Here is a 19,931-nt window from a genome sequence, read left to right on the forward strand (position 1 = left end):
GGCTTGCGCGATTTCGAAGAATGCAGCGTACTTATCCGTACGTGAAATTCTGAGAAATCGCGCGTAACGCAGATATTGGACTTTTTACGGTGCCATCAATATTGTCCCAGTTTTTTCGCACTTTCCTTGAAAACAGCATAAAACAGTTCATTTTCATTGATGGCCCGGGCCAGAATGCGATCGAGCTGTGAGATATCCTTTACATGAATGACCACATTGACGCTTTTTAAAAAAGCCGCCATACGGTCCATTGTCTCGTATCGTTCCGTGAGAAGGGCCACAAAGATCTGGCGCCGGGTGTCCATGGTCATTCGCTGGAGATAGATCAGCACCCCGTTGGCATCCGGACTGCTGCTGTCAAAGGTTTCATTGAGCAGAATCAGGTCAAACTGATGGTATTTCATTTTGCGCAGGGCATCACGGACGTCTTCGGGCACGGTTACATGATAATCCATGACTTCCAGAACCTTCTGCGCCTGCGAAACAATGCCCTGGTCATTTTCCAGCAGCATGGCGGTGCGGCCCTCTTCCTCAAGAAAATCAAAGGGCTTTTCACTGGCGTCATAGTCTTCGCCGGTAACGGCAAATTCATCCGCCTCGTCTGCCCCGCCTGCCTTTCCATCCTCAAACCCGGCATCCGCGGCCGGATCAACAGATGCAGCCGGGTTCACTGAAATTCTGTTTTTGCATCCCGGACAGCGCAGGGAAAAGGGTTTGTTTTCCGGGACCTTTTCATCCGGTATCTGAATTTTTTTCTGGCAGTGGGTGCAGGTAATCTCCATCTTTGCCGTCCTTGCCGCAGTTGCGGTCAATGCCTTGTGCGCAGCCGGCCAGATCCGGCGGGCATTTGCCCGGGCGCACGGTTATTTCCGGTTATATCCCATATCGATTTCGAGATTATCAATATCGGTGGTGGCCTCGCCCCGTGCGCTTTTGACCTGGTCAATGCCCCGGCCCACCACAGACCGGCGGGAAGCGTAGGACAGGGCCGTGTTTTCCGTGACCAGGCCCTTTTCAAAAAGATTGACAATATTGTTGTCAAAAGTGGTCATGCCAAAGGCGTTTCCGGCTTCCATGATCTCATAGAAAGTCTTGCCCTCGGCTTCCCCGTTTAGAATCGAATCCTTGACCCGAAGACTGGTGCGCAGGATCTCAAAAGCAGCCACCCGGCCCCCGCCCGCCTTGGGCAGCAGGCGCTGGCATACGATCCAGCGCATGGTGTCGGCCAGCCGGATCCGTACCTGATTTTCCTCTTCAGTGCTGAACATGCCAAGGATGCGGTTTACGGTCTGACCGGCATCCACGGTGTGCAAAGTGGTCAGCACCAGATGGCCGGTTTCCGCCGCTGTCAGACCGATTTCCACGGTTTCCCGGTCGCGCATTTCCCCAACCAGGATGACCTTGGGGGCCTGGCGCAGGGCCGCGCGCAGGCCATGGGCAAAGGAGTCAAAATCCCGGCCGAGTTCCCGCTGGTTAAAAGTGGCTTTTTTGTGGGAATGAACAAATTCAATCGGGTCTTCCAGGGTAATGACGTGAACGGATTTGTTCTTGTTGATGTCCTCGAGCATGGCCGCAAGGGATGTGGTTTTTCCGGTACCGGTGGCACCGGTGACAAAAACAATGCCGTTTCGCTCCTGCGCTATATCGTAAAATGACCTGGGCAGGGCAATTTCCTGGATGGTTGGCACCCGCGTTTCCAACTGGCGCAGCACCACCGAGTAGTGACCTGACTGGGAAAAAACATTGACGCGGAACCGGGCTTTGCCGGGCAGGGAATAGGACAGATCGCAGGAGCCTTCCCGGATCAGGGTCTCGGTGAGCCTCCGGTTGTTGCCGATAAGGTTTAAGGCCACCATCTCTGTTTGAAAAGGGGTGAGTTGGCGCAGCGGCGGCTTCATGTCAACGGGTACCAGTTCGCCGTAGGATTCCACCTGCAGGGGTTTTCCAACGGTGAAATTCAGATCGGAGACGCTCTGGTGCGAATCGAGCATGGTGGTCAGGATATGATCCATTTCCGGCTTTCGCATACCCTCGTTTCCTCGTGTGATTGGTTTTGTGCCGCAGATCGGCCGGGTTTTGTGTTACGCCTCTGTAAAATCGGCTGGCGGATTTTTCATCAACGGCCGGAACCGGGATTTTTCATTGGATTTGGCATAGGCGTCCTCTCCGCTGATCCACCCCTTGTTGTACAAATCCATGATGGCATCGTCTAAAATCTGCATACCATATTTTTTGCCGGTCTGCATGGACGAGGCCAGCTGATGGGTTTTGGCCTCGCGGATAAGGTTTCGCACCGCCGGTGTGGCGATCATGACCTCCAGGGCGGGGCTTCGGCCTTTGCGGTCGATTCGCTTAAACAGCACCTGGGCCAGAACCGCACGGATACCGTCTGACAGGGTCGACCGAATCTGGGGCTGCTGATGGGCCGGAAAAACTTCAACAATCCGGTCCACGGTTTTCATTGCGCTGGAGGTGTGCAGGGTGCCGAACACAAGGTGTCCGGTGGAAGCCGCCTCAATGGCCAGTGAAATGGTTTCCAGGTCCCGCATCTCCCCCACCAGGATGACGTCCGGGTCCTCACGCAATGCACCGCGCAGGGCAGCGCTGAATGTTTTGGTGTGCTGGCCCACTTCGCGCTGGTTAATGATACACCCCTTGCTTTCGTGCACAAATTCGATGGGATCCTCAACCGTGATGATATGATCCTTTCGCACCCGGTTGGCCTCATCAATAATGGCGGCCAGTGTTGTTGATTTTCCGCTGCCGGTGGGCCCGGTGACAATCACCAGCCCCCTTGGCAAAGTGGCCAGCCTGGAGACCACCGAGGGCAGACCCAGCTGCTCCACGGTCATGATGTTGGTGGGAATCTGCCGGAAAACCGCGCCCACCCCGTTTCGCTGCATGAACATATTGGCCCGGTACCTGGCCAGGCCCGGGATTTCATAACCAAAATCAATGTCCCCGGTTTCCTCAAATACCTTGATCTTGTCTTCCGGGGTGATTTCATAGACCATGGCGCGCAGGTCATCATTGCTCAAGGCCTTGTACTTCACCCGCTCGATCTCCCCCCGTATGCGCAGGGCGGGCTGCTGGCCGGCCGCAAGATGGAGGTCTGAGGCCCCCTGATCATTCATCAGCTTGAAAAACGCATCAATCTTAGCCATGCAAACTCCCGGAATCTTTTGATGAAATAAACCGGGACAGCTACATCATCCGTCCCAGTTGAAACAGGCTTTTAACCAGAAATTCCTGAAGAAAAATAATGCCCAGCAAAACAATAATGGGAGAAAAGTCGATTCCGCCAAACACCGTGGGAATGCGCCGGCGAATCTGGAACAACACCGGGTCGGTAACCTGACGGATAAACCGAACGATCGGGTTATACGGATCCGGATTGACCCATGACAGAACCGCCTGGGCGATAATAATCCACATATATACAGTCAGCACCATTTGCAGAACTGTTGCCAAACCAACGAGAAAATTACCGAAGATAAGCATTTGCCGCACACTTTATATGAATGAGGTGATCTGGTTGTTGTTTTTGCGCTTTTTTGTTGTACAGCAATATATTTAAATATATATGCACCATTCGTCAAGAGCTTTCCCAAAGTCTTCGATCATTGACAACATCGGGGATCACCCTTATAAATGCATTTACCTGCAAACTGACCCTTTTTAAAAACGAGAGGCGCATGCAACAGATGAAAAAGCAAATCGGTTTTATTGGCGCCGGCAACATGGCCGAAGCCATGATCGGCGCCGTGCTCGGTGCCGGCCTGGTGACCCCGGACAATCTTTTTATCAGCGACCCGGATGAAAACCGCAAGGCGCAGCTGCAGTCCGCCTACGGCATTCAGACGGCTTTAAGCAATAAAGATCTGGTTGCCCGATGCGACATTGTCATTTTTGCCGTCAAGCCTCAGGTCATTGATGCGGTTTTGCAGGAACTGACCGAAACCCGGGCTTTTGCCGCCTCTGCCGGCCGCCGGCTGTTTATATCCATTGCCGCCGGAATCCCGCTGGCACGCATTGAAAAGTTTATTTACGCTCAAAAAACAGATGCCGAGATCCAAAACATGCCCGTGCTGCGGGTCATGCCCAACACCCCGGCCCTGGTGGGCGCCGGCATGTCCGGTTTGTGCGCAAACCGGTCTGCCCGGGCCGCTGACATGGAAATTTCCCGGACATTGCTTTCCGCCATGGGAAAGGTCAGGGTGGTGAATGAAGAACAAATGGACGCGGTCACAGCCCTGTCCGGATCCGGGCCCGCCTATGCCTTTTATCTGCTTGAAGCCATGATTGAGGCCGGCTGCGAACTCGGACTGCAGGCCGACGCAGCCTCGGATCTGGCCGAAAGTGCCGTTTCAGGGGCGCTGTCCCTGATCCGGGCCCGGAAAGAGAATCCGGAGACACTGCGCAGCAGGGTCACTTCTCCAGGGGGCACAACCGAGGCCGCCATCCGGGTTTTAGACCGGCACCAGGTCAAGCAGGCCATTGTCTCAGCGGTAACCGCCGCTGCTCAACGCTCCCGGCAACTCAGCCAGCCCGGAAACGACTGATTCTTTGTTTTGAAAAAGCATCCGGCTTTCCAATGCCGTGCCCAACACTTACCATGGAACTGGCCCGTATTTTGATAAAATCCAGATTTTTATCTTTTGCATTACTGCTTGTTTCCGCCCTGATCGTCACCGGCCCGGCAAATGCCGCTCCGGAAGTGCTGACGGCAAAAGCCCATCACTCTTCGGTTGAAATTTCGGCCGGCGGCAAGGCTGAGGTGGCTTTGGCGGTTGAGATAGCGGACAATTGGCATATTCATTCCAACAAGCCCGGTGAAAACGATTTTGTGGCGGCCGGACTTCAGCTGGCCGATCATGGCGGGATGTTTGCCCTGGAAAACATTCTTTATCCAGAGGCTGAAAAACACGATTTTGCGTTTTCTGACACCCCGGTGAGCGTCTTTAATGAAACCTTTTATATAACAGCCACGCTTGCGGCCCGAAATTCCGTGACGCCCGGAACCTATGATGTGCCACTGGAACTTGTCTTTCAAGCCTGCTCCGAATCTGCGTGCGCGGCTCCGGCCAACGTCCGGGACGTGATAAAGGTCAAGGTCACCGGGCCGTCTGCTGGCCGGAATCCGGAACAGCCGGGACTGAACGCAGCTGTCTCCGGAAACACGAAAAAAGATCCTGCAGACAGCAGCACCGCCATGACGGGATCGGGTATTTTTGCCGACATCGCCTCTGCCGGCCTTGCCGTCAGCCTGCTACTGGTGTTTGCCGGCGGCCTGGGGCTTAATCTCACCCCTTGCGTTTATCCCATCATTCCCATAACCATCAGCTATTTTGGGGCCCAGAGCGAGGGGCGCACATTTTTCCTGTTTATCCTTGGGCTTGTTTATGTTCTGGGAATGTCCATAACCTATTCGGCGATTGGCGTCATCAGTGCCTTTTCCGGTGCGTTTTTTGGAGGCCTGCTCCAGCAGCCGGCGGTCATCGGCACAATTGCCGGGATATTTGTTTTTCTGGCCCTGGGCATGTTTGGCTGCTATGATTTCAAGCTCCCTGACCGATGGGTGGCCCGGGCATCCGGCTCGCGCACCGGTGTGTTCGGCGCCCTGCTTATGGGTCTGACCATGGGGATCATCGCCGCACCCTGTATCGGACCCTTTGTGCTTGGGCTTATGGCATACGTGGCCGCTGTCGGCGATCCGTTTTACGGATTTCTGCTGTTTTTTTTCCTTTCCCTGGGTCTGGGGTTTCCATATTTGTTTCTGGCCGTGTTTGCGGGAAAAATTCGGCAATTGCCACGTTCCGGAGTATGGATGGAGGGGGTCAGGCATATTTTCGGCCTGATTCTGCTGGCCATGGCCGTCTACTTTGCCGCCCCGCTTTTGCCGCCCATAATCCGGGCATACGCCCTTCCGGTATTTGGAATACTGGCATCCGGATATTTGCTGTTTTTCGACCGGGCCGGCAATTCGGCTGTGGTTTTCCGCCGCCTGAAAACCGGACTGGCCGTTTTGGTGCTGGCATTTGGCTTATTGGGCTTAATCCCCCCGGAAAGCGTTAAAGACCAGTGGCCGGCCTTCACAGAACCGGCGTTCCGACAGGCCCTGGCAAACGAGGGGAAAGTGATTATGGTATTTCATGCGGACTGGTGCCTGCCTTGCCGGGAAATGGATAAGCAGACTTTTTCAGATCCCCGGGTGCAGGAAGCCATGGATGACTTCCGGGTGTTTGAGGTAAATCTCACCAGTGCCGAAAACCGGCAGGCCCGGCAGACCAGCCGTAATTTCGACGTCCAGGGCGTGCCCACGGTGCTGATAATTGATGAAACCGGCCAGGAGGCCGACCGGATAACCGGATTTATCGATCCCGACGAAATGATTCAGCGCCTGTCCCGGGTTCACTGAACAAGCCGCGGACGGCTTTAACCCTAGCAAAACAAATTTATAATAAATAAGGAGAAGGCATGACACCAACGAGAACCCTTTGCATTATGGCCCTGTTTGCCGGATTTTTTGCCCTGGCGCTGATCCCTGCCGGGGCCGGGCAAACCGCCGACAGCGGCCCTGAAATCAACTGGTATTCCTATGAAGACGGCATGGAAAAAATCAGGGAAAGCGAAAAAAAAGGATATCTTCATTTTTACACAGACTGGTGCTCCTATTGCCGGTTGATGGATGAAAAAACTTTTTCTGATGCCGATGTGGCCGGCTATATCAACGCCAATTTTGTTGCCATGCGGGTCAATGCCGAACAGGAGCAGGATCTGGCCGAGTCTTACAGGGTCAAACAATTCCCGTTAAACTGGTTTATCGACAGCAACGCCGAACCCATCGGCAGCCAGCCCGGATACATCCCGCCGGAACAGATGGTTCACATGCTTAAGTACGTACAGACAGATGATTATGAAACAATGAATTTCGGCGAATACATGGAAAAGCAGGACAACTAGTGCCCGAATGAAAACCAGGGTTTTTATGAACAACAAGGCTCGCAGCGATCCTGCCCGAACTGCTCCGGGCATGGATCTGGACGCCCGGGCAATGGCGCAGCGTGTTGAAAATTCGCCGGCCCGGCCAAGGCCCGGGGAATCGGCCTTTGCTGCTGCCAGTGTCATGCTGCTTTTATATGAAAAAAACCGTCAACCTTTCATGCTTGCGGTTTTGAAAACCGGTAAGTGAACTGTTGCGTCCGGGTTGGCGCGCTTTGCCGGCGGCGCCCCCCTGCCAGGCGCGAAAGCTCATAAATACGCACACCAGCCCGGCCGCAGCGCTGAGCAGGGCCGGCACCCAGACATAAGAATGAAAATCCGGCTGGCTGCGGGCGACCGCAATGCCCAAACCACCCATCAGTGTGAGAAAAAGAAAGATTGTGGCCGCTGCAAGGCAAAACAGGCGGCTGCGGTACCAGGGCACCGGGTTTTTCCGAAACAGAGGATTTTGATTGGATTGCATATGATTTCGTTTACCTCATCTGACCTGCCGGATCAAGCCATGATTGCCCCGGTCATCCGGTTTGCTGCAATTTTCCTGCTGGCAATAGCCCTTGGTGGCTGCATGCAAACAGCCGGTGGCCCTGTGCGCCCGTCGCCGAAATCCGAATACCGACCCGGCACCATCATTTCCGCAGAAACCGGAAAACCGGTTTCCTTTGAAGCCATGATCCGGGACATTGAAACCGCCCGTGTCATCTATGTGGGTGAGACGCATACGCGCAAAGCCGACCACCAGGCCCAGCTCAAAATTTTAAAAGCCCTTGATCAGCAGATTTCAGACTTGGTCGTGGGCATGGAGATGTTTTCCCGACCCTATCAGCCCGTCCTTGATGCCTGGAGCAGCGGAGAGTTGTCTGAGGCCGCCTTTATAGAAGACACACATTGGTATGCCAACTGGAAATTCGACTATGATTTGTACAAGGCCCTGTTGGATTATATCCGGGAGCAGCGGATTGCGCTTTACGCCCTAAACATTGAATTCCACATCCCTTCCCGGGTTGCCGCCGGCGGCATTGACTCTCTGCTGGCCCATGACCGCGCCCGCCTGCCGGAATCCATTCTTCTGGATGATCCCGATCACCGGCAATACGTTCAGGATATTTTTGACAAACACGGCCGTGCCGCAACCCGGTATTCTTTTGAAAATTTCTACCAGGCCCAGTGTGTCTGGGAGGATGTGATGGCTGAATCCGTCAGCCGGCACTTAAAAGACCTGACCATGCTTGTTTTTGCCGGAAACGGCCATATTACGCACAAGTTCGGCATCCCGGACCGCGCCTTTGAACGCACCCGAGCGCCTTTTAAAACCGTCATGCCGACTTCCGGCTATGACACCGAAGATCTTCGGGCTGCCGATTATATCTGGATCACTGCTGATAAGCCCGAAACCCCTCATTGATTCGCGTATCTTCTGTTATCCGGCCAAGATACAATATATAGATTTTTTATTTGACACATAACAATATATTGTTATATATTATTGCAAATCACCAACATGGTGGCATCAACGCTCACTCATGTATCCGAAGCATTCATAAAGGGGGATCACCTATGTTCACACACATTAAGAAGCGCAACGGCAGAGTTGCTTCTTTTGATGCATCCAAAATCACCGCAGCCATTGCCAAGGCCGGCAGTGCCACCGACGAATTCGACGAGTCAATGGCAAAGAAGCTAATGCTTCGCGTGCTGACCCTTGCCCATGAAATGCAGCTGCCGTCCCCGCCGGAGGTTGAGGAAATTCAGGATATCGTTGAACGGGTCCTGATTGAATCGCCTTTTCACAAATCCGCCAAGGCCTACATCTTATACCGGGAGCAGCACGCCCAGATCCGCAATATCACTACCCGGGCAAATGTGGAACTCGTTGAGAACTACGTCCAAAAAATGGACTGGAAGATCAAGGAAAACAGCAACATGAGCTTCTCCCTCCAGGGGCTCAACAACTATATTTCCTCTGATGTCACCGCCGAATACTGGCTGAACCGGATTTATCCTCACGAGGTTCGCAATGCCCACAAAAACGGGGATCTCCACATTCACGACCTGAGCCTGCTGTCGGTCTACTGCGTTGGATGGGACCTGCAGGATCTTTTACAGGTTGGCTTCATGGGCGTTCCGGGCAAAGTGGAAAGCGCTCCTCCCAAGCACCTGCGCTCGGCTTTGGGTCAGGTGGTCAATTTTTTCTACACCCTTCAGGGAGAAGCTGCCGGCGCCCAGGCCGTATCCAATTTCGACACCCTGCTGGCCCCGTTTATCCGATATGATGACCTGTCGTTTAAAGAGGTCAAGCAGGCGCTTCAGGAATTTGTCTTTAACATCAACATTCCCACCCGGGTGGGATTTCAAACCCCGTTTACCAACATCACCATGGACTTAAACGTGCCCAAAATGCTTAAAGACACTCCCGTGATCCTCGGCGGACAAATGCAGCCGGAAACCTACGGGCAGTTCCAGGAGGAAATGGACACGTTTAACCGCGCCTTTGCCGAAGTCATGATGGAAGGAGATGCCAAGGGCCGCGTGTTTACCTTTCCCATTCCCACTTATAACATCACCGCGGATTTTGACTGGGACAACCCCAATCTGGATAATATCTGGAAAATGACCGGCAAATACGGGATCCCCTATTTCTCCAACTTTGTCAACTCGGATATGTCGCCGGAAGACGCCAGATCCATGTGCTGCCGGCTGCGCCTGGACAACCGTGAACTGAAAAAACGCGGCGGCGGGCTTTTCGGGGCAAACCCTTTGACCGGATCTATCGGCGTGGTCACGGTCAATCTGCCCAGAATCGGCTACCTTGCCCAGGACCGGGAGGATTTCCTTTCCCGGCTTTATCAGCAGATGCAGATTGCCGCCCAGAGCCTGACCATCAAACGCAAGGTTCTGGAAAAATTCACCGAGCAGAGCCTGTATCCTTATTCAAAATTTTATCTGCGTGCCATCAAGGATCAGACCGGTTCTTACTGGACCAACCATTTCTCCACCATTGGATTAATCGGCATGAACGAGGCCTGCATCAACCTGCTTGGAACCGATATCGGCACTGATGAAGGCCGGCAGTTTGCCGTGGATGTTCTGGATTACATGCGCGGCACCATTGAACAGCTCCAGGAGGAAACCGGGGAATTTTACAACCTTGAGGCAACCCCCGGAGAGGGTACCGCCTACAGGCTGGCCATGCTGGACAAAAAAGCTTTTTCCGACGTGATTTGCGCAAATGAAACCCAATTTGTCCAGGGAGCGGATCCGTTTTACACAAACTCCAGCCAGCTGCCGGTCAATTATACAGATGACGTATTTAAAGCACTGGAGCTCCAGGATGACCTGCAGACCCGGTACACCGGCGGCACTGTGTTTCACATTTTCCTCGGCGAGCAGATGATCCAGTTTGAATCCGCTAAGAATTTGGTCCGCAAGGTCACGGAAAACTTTCGCATGCCCTATTTTACCATTTCCCCCACTTTCAGCGTGTGCCCGAGCCATGGCTACATCAGCGGCTATCACGAAAAATGTCCCAAATGCGATCAACCGGCAGAGGTCTACTCCCGGGTAGTCGGATACCTTCGGCCGGTGCACCAGTGGAACAACGGCAAACAATGCGAGTTCAACATGCGGCAGACCTTTCAGGTGGCTTCCTGAAAAAAGTTGGATCAACTTTTAAAAAAACCTTAACCGAGCCCTACAGCGGATGAACCGGCAATGCATATAGGCGGCCTTCTCAAGTACTCTTTAATCGATTATCCGCCGCACATCAGCTGCGTGATTTTTACGGCCGGGTGCAACTTCCGGTGCCCGTACTGCCACAACCCGGAACTGGCAGTCACCGGCCCGGACACCCGGCACCTTTCCCGTAACCATGTCATGGACTTTCTGGCCACCCGGCAGAAATATCTTGACGGAGCGGTCATTTCCGGCGGGGAGCCCACTCTTCACCCGGAATTGCCCGGATTTTGCGCTGATCTCAAGTCCATGGGATTTCTTGTGAAACTCGACACCAACGGGAGCCGGCCGGAAGTAATTCAGGAGCTTGTGAAAAACAACCTTGTGGATTATCTGGCCATGGATATCAAAACCGCCCCTGAACTCTATAACCAATATATTGCAGTTCAGGCTGACGCTGCTGCGCTTCGCAGATCTGTTCAAATTATCATTGAATCCGGGCTTGCCCACGAATTCCGGACGACCTGCATCCACCCCCTGATTACCCGGAAAACTGTAAAATCCATTGCAAAATTGGTTGCAGGAGCCGACCTCCACGCTTTTCAACATGTTCAGAACAAAAATGTCCTGGACCCGGGTTTTTTTGACGACCAGGGACGTGTCTCTTCAGATGCTGACATGGAGGCGTTCCAAACTCTCATGGCCGGTTCTGTCAAAAAGGTTATCATTCGATAGATTGTTTTTTCTCCTGCTCTTTCAGGTTCCTGCAAACGACTGTCCTGATCGTCCTGATCTGATCACCCTAAAACCCGTTATTGTTCCACGTGAAACAACAAGGTATCTCCATGCAGGTGCCGATTTTTTTGTCCGTGCTCCAATCACAGCCTGACCCGGCTGCTTACGCAATCCAAACACCTGTCTCCAAAAAAGTGATTTGCTGTTTTGCGGCTGATCGGAAGGAGACCGCACTGGCAAAGGCAGCCATTGCCCTATCAATAAACTTGACAAAAGGGGAACTTTAAATGAGAATGGCTGCCTTTTGAAGCAAAGGCAGCCATTAAAAACACAGGAGGGATCAAATTGACTGTTACGGGACTGATCAAAGCTGCGGCCATGCTGCTTGCTGCCGGAATTCTGGGCAGCTGGTTTTTATCCGAAGTAAAACAGGCCAAGATTGAAAAAAAACCCTGGTATACACCCTATCTTTCCGTTCCCGGACTGCTGATTCTTCTTGCCTTAAGCCTTCCGGTGATCGCATGGCTTGTTCAGAAATAACCCATATCCCCGGCGGCCAAAAACCTTACGGGGTATCCGGGTTGTCTTTCTGCTTTTCAAACCCTTCCCTGTCCAGCAGCTGCCGGTACCAGCATGCAAAGTCAAACATGCCCAGATAGCGTTCGTCCTCGTTGATAATTCCGAGACATAGCTCCATGGCCCCTTTTCGGTAATCATGGCCGTGGTCGGAAATGTCCCATGTCTGAAAAAACTCCCGGATCAGATCGTTCATGGTGCGGCGGCTGCGATCCATGCGCATGTCCAGGGGATCTTTGGGCCCTGCAAACGGGTCCCACCGTTCATAGCCCTTTTTCATGATATGTTTCTGGCGCCTTGGTGCCATACTGTCAAATATGGCCTTTTTCAGGCTGTCTTTTTCCTTTTCACTGAGTTCCATAACATTCCCCGTCCAATCGAATTTATTCTTCCTGTTCCGAATCGGCTTCTGCAGAAGCAATCCCCAGGTATTCGTCATTATAGTCTGTAATCAATGCCATGGAAACCGGCACCAGCACATCAGCCATTTTCACATGCCGGGAACCCATTTCCTTTACCATTTCCGCGGAAATGCGCATCAACTGATCGTGGATGGCATCCATGTTAATGGTGGTATATTGCTGACCCGCCTGAAATCCGGTCTTTCCGCAGGTACGGCCCCGGCCGCCAATGGACAAAGGCGCTCCGTAAATCCGGCATGCAATGGGCCGATACGGATACAGATCACAACGATCCGATTCATTGAGCAAAGGGCAGCGGATCCGCTCCTTTGCCATTTCCTCAACAATACGGGTCTCATCTTCGCCCTTCTGCGTTTGCCGATAGGCATCCCTTTTGCGCTTATAAATTTTCCGGTCTGCCTGATTGGCTTTTTCAAGAAGCTTGCTGCGTTCCTCGCCGGAAAAATTGGCGTTAAATTGATGATTCAGGTACATGGCCTCTATAAGGGTCAAATCAAAAAGCGCAAAACAACAGTCCGTGCATCCGGGCTCGCAAACAACCTCGCTCGGATATGCCTGCTTAATCCGCAAAAAAGCTTCATCCGCCTTTTGGGCCAGGGCTTCATAGGTTTTAAAAAATTCACCTGCGTCAAACTTCATTGCTATATCCTCCTTAAAAGCTTTTTACCGCGTTCGATGTTTGTCAGGAAGAAACCCCTGTGTGATGGATCTGTTTTTCAGTGCGGACAGTTTAGCGATTTGCAGCATTTTTCTCTAAAAAAGCCAATGTCACTTACGAACAGATCCGGGTCCTGAGCTTCCTTTTAAAACACCGTCAAACATCTATAAAAAACAAAAGCCAGGGTGCAAAATAGATTCAATTGTTTCACGTGAAACAATTGATTTCTACTTGCCCACACAATAACGACTAAAAATCTCATCAAGCACATCCGTCCCAATATGCCTGCCGGAAATTTCATCTATGGCTGAAAGCCCTTCATGCAAATCAATTGAAATCAGCTCAGGCAATCTCCGGTTTTCCAGACCGGAAATCACTTTGGAGACCGCTTCTGCTGCCTGGTCCAGCAGGCATTTCTGACGCCAGTTCGGAATAAATCCAGACCGAACCACGGCCACGGATGACAGGACCATATCGGCAATACGCTGTTTTAAAGCGTCAATGCCGGTGCCTTGTAAGGCAGATACCTCCACGCAGGAAGCCTCCTGCATGGCCGGCGGCAGCCTTAAAACCTTTTCATGATCCGCCAGATCGGATTTGTTTATCACAAGCACAACCGGGATGTCCGCCAGTTGCTCGTAAATGACAACATCTTCATCCGCTATGGGCCGGCTGGAATCCAGAACATACAAAACAATATCAGCAGACGCCATGCATTCCCGGGTTTTTTCAATCCCCAGCCGCTCTATGGGGTCCGGGTCCTTCCGAAGTCCGGCTGTATCCGTCACCAGCACAGAAACGCCCCGGGTTGTCAAAGAAGCTTCAATGCAGTCCCTGGTGGTGCCGGCGATTTCAGTTACAATGGCGCGCTGCTGGTTAAGCAGGCAATTCATCAAGCTGGACTTGCCGACATTGGGGCGGCCGATGATTACGGCCTGAACCCCCTGGCGCAAAAACCGCCCGCTTTCATAGGCATCCCGCAGCTGATTGATTTGTTGAAGAACTTCTCTTGAAAAACCCAGGCTTTGCCCGGAATCATCGATTTCATCACCAGCGGCTTCAGGAAAGTCAATGGCCGCCTCCAGGGACCCAAGCACGGAAACCAAAGATTGGCGAATGGAGGAAACGACATCTGAAAGCTGCCCTGTCATCTGACTGACAGCCATGTCAAGGGCGGCATCGGAACGGGCGGTAATCAAATCGGCAACAGCCTCGGCCTGGGTCAGATCCATGCGGCCGTTGATAAAGGCCCGGCGAGTAAACTCCCCGGGCTGCGCAGGGCGTATTCCCTGAGAAATCAAAAGGTTCAAAATTTTTTCAAGTACCTGGCTCCCGCCATGCGCCTGAATTTCCGCCACATCCTCACGGGTATATGAATGCGGCGCACGCATAACAGCCAGGATCACCTCATCCAGGAGGCTCCCGGAGTTCGGATCAAGGATATGGCCCAGATACATCCGCCAGCTCTGAAACCCCTCTCCGGCATCTGTATCGCGGCCGGAGGAGCTTTGACCATAAGAAGCGCGCCTGAACACAGCGGTCACTGCAGCGATTGCCTCCGGGCCGGAAACCCTGATGATGCCGATACCGCCATTGCCTTCAGGGGTGGCCACTGCAGCGATAGTTGAGCTGTCCATCTGCTGATCCTTTTTGCACGGAAATCTGTGTTCCGGCAAAACCTTATTCAGTCCGGGGCCGGGATTTTTTGGCCTGGTTTTTTTTCCTGGGCATAATCAGCAGCTTTCGCAAATCGCCGTTGCCAACGCTCTGTGTACGAACCTCGCGATTGTCGCGCAGGCTTAAATGCACCACACGGCGGTCCTGAGCGCTAATACGGTTAATGACCATGGGCTTTCCGCTATCCATGGCTTTTTGTGCCAGCCTGGCCGCCAGGGTGGTGAGTTCGGCACGACGCTTTTCCAGATAGCCTTCCACGTCAATCTCAATAGGGACACTAGGACCGAATTGCTTGTATACGCCTTTTTCCACAAGATAGTAAATGGCATCCAGCGTCTGGCCGCGCTTTCCGATCAGACGGGCGGAATCACCGCCCTTGATGTCAAACCGGATCAGCTCGGCATCAACCTTTAAATCCAGTTCCGAATCCGGAGAAACCAATACAATGATCTGATCAAGAAACCCCCGCACCCAATCCGCCACAACGCCGGGGTCCGCCCTGGGATCTTCCCTGGCGGGCGGGTTTGGAGCTTTCTCTTGTGGTTGCTCCGGTTCAGTGACGGTTTCTTCTGTTTGAGCACCGACTTCGCGGCTGGTATCCGTGGAAGGGCCGAAAGCTTCGTCCACAAGAGCGGAAACCGAATCATCATCCTGATTTTTATCTTCCCGGGAAGCAGGGGTCCTGTCAGGCTCGGAAAGATCCGGCCCGGAAGCCACCTCAGGAACGGAAACCCGGATCACCGCCTTTTTGGCTCCAACAAGTCCGAAGATCCCGCTGGAGCCGTAGGAAATAATATCGTATTTCAATTCATCCCGGTTGCGGTTGAGTTCGGTGCAGGCTTTTTCAACGGCTTTATCCACGCTTTTTTCTTCAAAATCCTGGTATGCAGTCATTAAACCAACGCCTCCGATTAAACGGTTTTCCGTGTAACGTAATACTGCTGGGCAATTGACAGTACGTTATTGGTCAACCAGTATAGCACCAGCCCGGACGGAAAATTGACGAAAATCACTGTAAAGACCAACGGCAGCATCATCATGATCCTGGCCTGGGACGGATCTCCGGGAGGCGGCGACAACTTCTGCTGCAGAAACATGGTGGCACCCATGATGATGGTCAGCACCGGAATACCGTATGGAGGCGCCATCAGGGGGATGGAAATGTCAAACCGAAAGAGCCGGTCCGGGGATGAAAGATCGTTTATCCAGAGAAAAAAGGGTGCATGCCGCAGTTCAATGGCTTCGTAAAGCATGCGGTAAAAGGCGATAAAAACGGGAATCTGTACAACCATGGGCAGACATCCGCTCATGGGGTTGACTTTATAGGTTTTATAAAGCCGCATCACCTCTTCGTTCATTTTCTTCTTGTCATCCTTGTATTTCTTCCGGATGTCGGCCATTAGCGGCTGTAATTTTTTCATCTCCGCCATGGACCGGTAGCTCTTGTTGCCAAGGGGCCAGAAAATGATTTTGAAAAGCATGGTCAGCAGAATAATGGCCACCCCGTAATTGGCCACCCCGAATTCATGGATCTTATTCATCAGGTACAGACACGGTTTGGCGATAATGTCAAAAAACCCGAAATTAATGGCTTTGTCCAGTTCATAGCCAAAGGCCTTTAATTCCGACATGCGTTTGGGACCCATGAACAGATGGTACGCATAGGATTGCCCGGCACCGGCCTCAAGACGCTGCATGGGCTCGACATACCCCACCCGCAGAACCTCCCGGTCAGTATCCTCGTTCATACGGATACGTTTTTCCCGGGGATTTTCCGGAACCAGTGCGGTCATGAAATACCTGTCCTCAATGCCGGCCCACCGGATTTTACCGGAAAAAGATTGCTCTTCATCGAGGTTTTTGGGTTTGACCTCCTCGAGGCTGCCGTCAACATAGGCAAATGGGCCTTCAAATACAAAAGTGCCGCCGTCCGGCCGCGGATTGGTCATCTCAAGCATCATCTCAGGTGCCAGGGGCGCGCTGCTCTCGTTGACCAGATTGACATTTAGGCCGATCTTGTAGCTGTCCGGGTAAAACACGTACTGCTTTTCGATAACCAGGCCCCGGGAGGACTTCCAGTAAAAGGAAAGGGTTTCCGGCTGGTCTGTTACGCGAAGGCGATCTCTGTCAGCATCGGTTGTAAAAACAGCCTGTTCCGGAGCCTCCACGTCAGAACCGGCAAACCGGATCAGTGCGGTGCCCACGGAATTGGATTCCGGCACCAACTGCTTGCGGGGAGAGTCCTCGTCCATACTCTCCCGGTACTGGTTTAAAACAAAGTGGCGAATTGCAGCGCCTTTTTCTGAAATCTCGGCGCGGTACAGATTGTTTTCAACCACAATGGCGCCGAAACTCTGGGACGGCAGTTCTGCCGGGGTTGGGTCGGGTTTTCCGGTTTGCCTGGAATCCGGCCCGGTTTCCGATCCCCTGTCATCGGAAACGCTTTCTGAGCTCCGGCTTTGTCCGGACTGCTCCGGCGGCTGGACGGGCTGGCCGGGCACAAACAACAGTTCCCAAAGCACAAAGACCATAATGGTCAGAAAAATGGCCAGCAATAAACGCATATGTTCCATATCGTCTCCTGAAATAGCACGCGATGGCTGAAAAAATGGCTGACCCATCCCCGGTAAAAGGGATTACGGGTCTATTGAAGATGGCGGCAATGTGTCCAGCAGGACTTACAAGGCGGCAAGAAAGGGCTGGAAGGTGACCTTTGGCAGCCCCGGGTTACCGTGGAAACGCACTTAATCTGATCGCTGCCCGCCGGTGCAGATTGGCGCAACTGTCTGGTCTTCTGCTTCCAAAACCGGGTCAATGCCGCCGGGATGAAATGGGTGGCATTTTGCCAGCCGCTTTACCGCCAGCCATCCCCCGCGAATCGCTCCAAACCGGCGGATGGATTCATAGGCATACTCGGAACAGGTTGGATAAAACCGGCAGCATGAACCGATGACCGGCGAAAGCAGGCACTGATACAGCCTGATGGAAAACAGCAAAAAATATTTAATGGCAGTTCCCCCTGATTTTGCAAAACAGCTTTTCCAGCGATGCAAACATCTCTTTTGACGAAGCGCCGGCAGCTGATTTTCTGGCAATCACATTGATATCAAAGTTGCCCCCGAGACGGTGGCGATTGGTCCGGAAATATTGCCGGACAATTCTCTTGATGCGATTGCGCACGACAGCATTGCCGATTTTCCGGGTCACAGTAATGCCAAGTCTCGGCCGGTCAAGGAGATTTTCACTAAATGCCACCACAAAGACACGATCCGCAACACTGTCCGCTTTCCTGGAAAGATAGACAAACTGGCCCCGCTTGAGCAGTTTGTCGGTTTTCTGCAAGCCATTGCCCCGGATTTGCATCAAACGGCCAGGCGCTTACGTCCCCTGGCCCGCCGTCTTTTGATCACGCATCGGCCCTGCTTGGTCGCCATCCGCTTTAAAAATCCGTGTTTTCTTGCTCTTTTTATTTTGCTTGGCTGATATGTTCGTTTCATTATTTTACCCTTTTTTGCAAATCTTTTGTGTTTATCACGCCACTGTCGCCTGAAATCCAAAAATATGGATCAAAAGGTTGTTAGCGCAATACACCCATTTTTGTCAAGATTCAAATCAATTCAATCCGTCTTCCAGGACTTCGGTAATATCGTACTGTTCCAGATGATAATCCCGCTGGGGATAAATGCAGATCTGCCGGTTGACCTGTTCCTCGAGATCGGAAATCAGGCTGCTTTCCTGGCCGAGCAGCAAATCGGCAATCACGGGATGGACCTTGATCTGGATCGTTGAAGGCCGGGTTTCAGCGCCCTGGCGGCGGACATCCCGAAACACATTATAGCAGATGCTTCGGCGGGACAAGAGCATGCCCTCGCCCTCACAATAAAAACAGGGCTCGCACATCATCCGCGGCAGAGACTTGACAACGCGTTTGCGCGTCATCTGGATCAGCCCCATATCCGACATGGGCAGTACATTGGTCTTGGCCTTGTCCCGTGCCAGTGCCTCTTTTAAGGTATTGTAAACCTTTTCCTGGTCGGCCTTGCTCTCCATGTCAATAAAATCAAGAATAATGATGCCCCCCAGATTGCGCAGCCGGATCTGGTAGGCGATCTCCTTGACCGCCTCAAGATTGGTCTTGAGAATGGTTTCGGCAAAATTGCGTTTGCCTACATACCGGCCGGTATTGACGTCAATGGCCACCAGGGCTTCGGTGATCTCGATGACAATATAGCCGCCGCACTTGAGCCACACCTTTTTCTTAAGGGCCCGCTGAACGTCGACTTCCAGATTATACGCATCAAATATGGGCTCTTCGCCGGTATACAGGGACACGGAGTTTTTCAGCCGGGGCATGAACTTTCCGATAAACTGCTTTACTGTTTTGTACACCGCAGGCGCGTCAATAATAACCCGGTCGGCCTCATGGGCCAGCAAATCCCGCACGCAGCGCAAGGTGACAGTGAGTTCCTGATGCAGCATGGACGGTGCTGAGACCTCATGATAACGCTGTTGAATATCATTCCAGAGATTGTTTAAAAACTCCATGTCCTGGGCAAGAACATCTGCGCTAACGCCTTCTGCAGCGGTGCGGACGATATAGCCGTATGAATGGGTCCGCATGGATTCCACAAGCTCTCGCAGGCGGGTGCGCTCGGTCTCGTCGGCAATCCGGCGGGAAATGCCGAGATGATCCACCGTGGGCATCAGCACCAGAAACCGGCCGGGAAGGGATATATAGGTTGTCAGGCGGGCGCCCTTGCTGCCGATGGGCGAACGGGCCACCTGCACCAAAAGCTCCTGGCCGTCTTTGAGTATCTGCTCGATGGGCGGCCGTCCCTCCGGGGCGGTGCCAATGCCCCGCCCTGAAATGGGACCGCTTTCCTCCTCGGCCTGGCTTTCGTCTTCCTCGCCGTATTCATTCTCATTTTTGATGTACATTCCCTCGGGCGGCGGGGTGCGGCCATTTAACACTTCATCCACGTAAATAAAGGCGGCCTGCTTTAAGCCGGCTTCCACAAAAGCCGCCTGCATGCCCGGAAGCACCCGCTGGACCCGCCCCTTGTAGATATTGCCGGAAATGTTGGCCTCGTCCTGGCGCTCCACGTAGATCTCCACAAGCGCGTTGTTTTCCATGAGCGCCACCCGGATTTCCGGGCCCAGGGCATTGATGATCAGTTCCTTGTCCATAAAAA

Annotated in this window: 21 protein-coding genes; 7 read left to right on the plus strand and 14 right to left on the minus strand. The window is 52.9% G+C overall.

Annotated elements, in window-relative coordinates:
* Positions 1 to 95: 95 nt before the first annotated feature.
* The 4 genes from ACTCIA_RS12210 to ACTCIA_RS12225 form a co-directional block, all read right to left on the minus strand.
* Complete coding sequence (locus ACTCIA_RS12210) at positions 96 to 782, minus strand: zinc-ribbon domain-containing protein (protein WP_463002100.1); 687 nt, start codon at positions 780 to 782, stop codon at positions 96 to 98.
* A gap of 81 nt (positions 783 to 863) precedes the next feature.
* Positions 864 to 2,027, minus strand: coding sequence for a type IV pilus twitching motility protein PilT (locus ACTCIA_RS12215; RefSeq protein ID WP_463002101.1), 1,164 nt, complete (start codon positions 2,025 to 2,027; stop codon positions 864 to 866).
* A gap of 54 nt (positions 2,028 to 2,081) precedes the next feature.
* The gene (locus ACTCIA_RS12220) at positions 2,082 to 3,164 is read right to left on the minus strand and encodes a type IV pilus twitching motility protein PilT (RefSeq protein ID WP_463002102.1); all 1,083 of its coding nucleotides are present in this window, start codon (positions 3,162 to 3,164) and stop codon (positions 2,082 to 2,084) included.
* Between the two features lie 40 nt (positions 3,165 to 3,204).
* Positions 3,205 to 3,453 carry a YggT family protein gene (locus tag ACTCIA_RS12225; RefSeq protein ID WP_463002103.1) on the minus strand — a complete coding sequence of 83 codons (249 nt, stop codon included), beginning with the start codon at positions 3,451 to 3,453 and terminating at the stop codon, positions 3,205 to 3,207.
* A 251-nt stretch (positions 3,454 to 3,704) separates the two neighbouring features.
* Between ACTCIA_RS12225 and proC the strand changes: the two genes are divergently transcribed.
* From proC to ACTCIA_RS12240, 3 genes are read left to right on the plus strand one after another with little or no spacing between them, the layout of a single operon-like run.
* Positions 3,705 to 4,562 (plus strand): pyrroline-5-carboxylate reductase, encoded by an 858-nt coding sequence (proC, locus tag ACTCIA_RS12230; RefSeq protein WP_463002104.1) that lies wholly within the window; start codon positions 3,705 to 3,707, stop codon positions 4,560 to 4,562.
* 32 nt (positions 4,563 to 4,594) lie between these two features.
* Complete coding sequence (locus tag ACTCIA_RS12235; RefSeq protein WP_463002105.1) at positions 4,595 to 6,418, plus strand: protein-disulfide reductase DsbD family protein; 1,824 nt, start codon at positions 4,595 to 4,597, stop codon at positions 6,416 to 6,418.
* Positions 6,419 to 6,477: 59 nt separating this feature from the next.
* Positions 6,478 to 6,963: a thioredoxin family protein gene (locus tag ACTCIA_RS12240; RefSeq protein ID WP_463002106.1), complete on the plus strand. Its 486-nt coding sequence runs from the start codon at positions 6,478 to 6,480 to the stop codon at positions 6,961 to 6,963.
* Positions 6,964 to 7,135: 172 nt separating this feature from the next.
* Here ACTCIA_RS12240 and ACTCIA_RS12245 read toward each other — a convergent pair whose 3' ends face one another.
* Positions 7,136 to 7,465 (minus strand): hypothetical protein, encoded by a 330-nt coding sequence (locus ACTCIA_RS12245; protein WP_463002107.1) that lies wholly within the window; start codon positions 7,463 to 7,465, stop codon positions 7,136 to 7,138.
* Here ACTCIA_RS12245 and ACTCIA_RS12250 point away from each other — a divergent pair, their 5' ends adjacent.
* The 4 genes from ACTCIA_RS12250 to ACTCIA_RS12265 all read left to right on the plus strand — a co-directional run bounded on the left by ACTCIA_RS12250 (position 7,466) and on the right by ACTCIA_RS12265 (position 11,946).
* Positions 7,466 to 8,404, plus strand: a complete 939-nt coding sequence (locus ACTCIA_RS12250) for a ChaN family lipoprotein (RefSeq protein WP_463002108.1) — start codon at positions 7,466 to 7,468, stop codon at positions 8,402 to 8,404.
* A gap of 152 nt (positions 8,405 to 8,556) precedes the next feature.
* A complete protein-coding gene (locus tag ACTCIA_RS12255) occupies positions 8,557 to 10,650 on the plus strand; it encodes a ribonucleoside triphosphate reductase (RefSeq protein WP_463002109.1) in 2,094 nt (697 codons plus the stop codon).
* Positions 10,651 to 10,710: 60 nt separating this feature from the next.
* Positions 10,711 to 11,406: an anaerobic ribonucleoside-triphosphate reductase activating protein gene (locus ACTCIA_RS12260; RefSeq protein ID WP_463002110.1), complete on the plus strand. Its 696-nt coding sequence runs from the start codon at positions 10,711 to 10,713 to the stop codon at positions 11,404 to 11,406.
* A gap of 345 nt (positions 11,407 to 11,751) precedes the next feature.
* Positions 11,752 to 11,946 carry a hypothetical protein gene (locus ACTCIA_RS12265; RefSeq protein ID WP_463002111.1) on the plus strand — a complete coding sequence of 65 codons (195 nt, stop codon included), beginning with the start codon at positions 11,752 to 11,754 and terminating at the stop codon, positions 11,944 to 11,946.
* A gap of 25 nt (positions 11,947 to 11,971) precedes the next feature.
* Here ACTCIA_RS12265 and ACTCIA_RS12270 read toward each other — a convergent pair whose 3' ends face one another.
* The 9 genes from ACTCIA_RS12270 to ACTCIA_RS12310 all read right to left on the minus strand — a co-directional run bounded on the left by ACTCIA_RS12270 (position 11,972) and on the right by ACTCIA_RS12310 (position 19,926).
* Positions 11,972 to 12,343, minus strand: coding sequence for a hypothetical protein (locus ACTCIA_RS12270; protein ID WP_463002112.1), 372 nt, complete (start codon positions 12,341 to 12,343; stop codon positions 11,972 to 11,974).
* Positions 12,344 to 12,365: 22 nt separating this feature from the next.
* Positions 12,366 to 13,043, minus strand: a complete 678-nt coding sequence (locus tag ACTCIA_RS12275) for a YkgJ family cysteine cluster protein (protein ID WP_463002113.1) — start codon at positions 13,041 to 13,043, stop codon at positions 12,366 to 12,368.
* A gap of 246 nt (positions 13,044 to 13,289) precedes the next feature.
* Entirely contained in the window at positions 13,290 to 14,699 is a 1,410-nt protein-coding gene (gene mnmE / locus ACTCIA_RS12280) for a tRNA uridine-5-carboxymethylaminomethyl(34) synthesis GTPase MnmE (RefSeq protein WP_463002114.1), read from the minus strand.
* Between the two features lie 43 nt (positions 14,700 to 14,742).
* Positions 14,743 to 15,633, minus strand: a complete 891-nt coding sequence (jag, locus tag ACTCIA_RS12285) for an RNA-binding cell elongation regulator Jag/EloR (RefSeq protein WP_463002115.1) — start codon at positions 15,631 to 15,633, stop codon at positions 14,743 to 14,745.
* Positions 15,634 to 15,650: 17 nt separating this feature from the next.
* Complete coding sequence (yidC, locus tag ACTCIA_RS12290; RefSeq protein WP_463002116.1) at positions 15,651 to 17,312, minus strand: membrane protein insertase YidC; 1,662 nt, start codon at positions 17,310 to 17,312, stop codon at positions 15,651 to 15,653.
* A 171-nt stretch (positions 17,313 to 17,483) separates the two neighbouring features.
* Positions 17,484 to 17,735 (minus strand): membrane protein insertion efficiency factor YidD, encoded by a 252-nt coding sequence (gene yidD / locus ACTCIA_RS12295; protein ID WP_463002117.1) that lies wholly within the window; start codon positions 17,733 to 17,735, stop codon positions 17,484 to 17,486.
* A gap of 7 nt (positions 17,736 to 17,742) precedes the next feature.
* On the minus strand, positions 17,743 to 18,081 hold the full coding sequence (rnpA, locus tag ACTCIA_RS12300) for a ribonuclease P protein component (RefSeq protein ID WP_463002118.1): 339 nt from the start codon (positions 18,079 to 18,081) through the stop codon (positions 17,743 to 17,745).
* Positions 18,082 to 18,101: 20 nt separating this feature from the next.
* Positions 18,102 to 18,236: a 50S ribosomal protein L34 gene (gene rpmH, locus ACTCIA_RS12305; protein ID WP_463002119.1), complete on the minus strand. Its 135-nt coding sequence runs from the start codon at positions 18,234 to 18,236 to the stop codon at positions 18,102 to 18,104.
* Between the two features lie 115 nt (positions 18,237 to 18,351).
* Positions 18,352 to 19,926 (minus strand): Rne/Rng family ribonuclease, encoded by a 1,575-nt coding sequence (locus tag ACTCIA_RS12310; RefSeq protein WP_463002120.1) that lies wholly within the window; start codon positions 19,924 to 19,926, stop codon positions 18,352 to 18,354.
* Positions 19,927 to 19,931 lie beyond the last annotated feature (5 nt).

The organism is Desulfosalsimonas sp. (assembly GCF_055149105.1).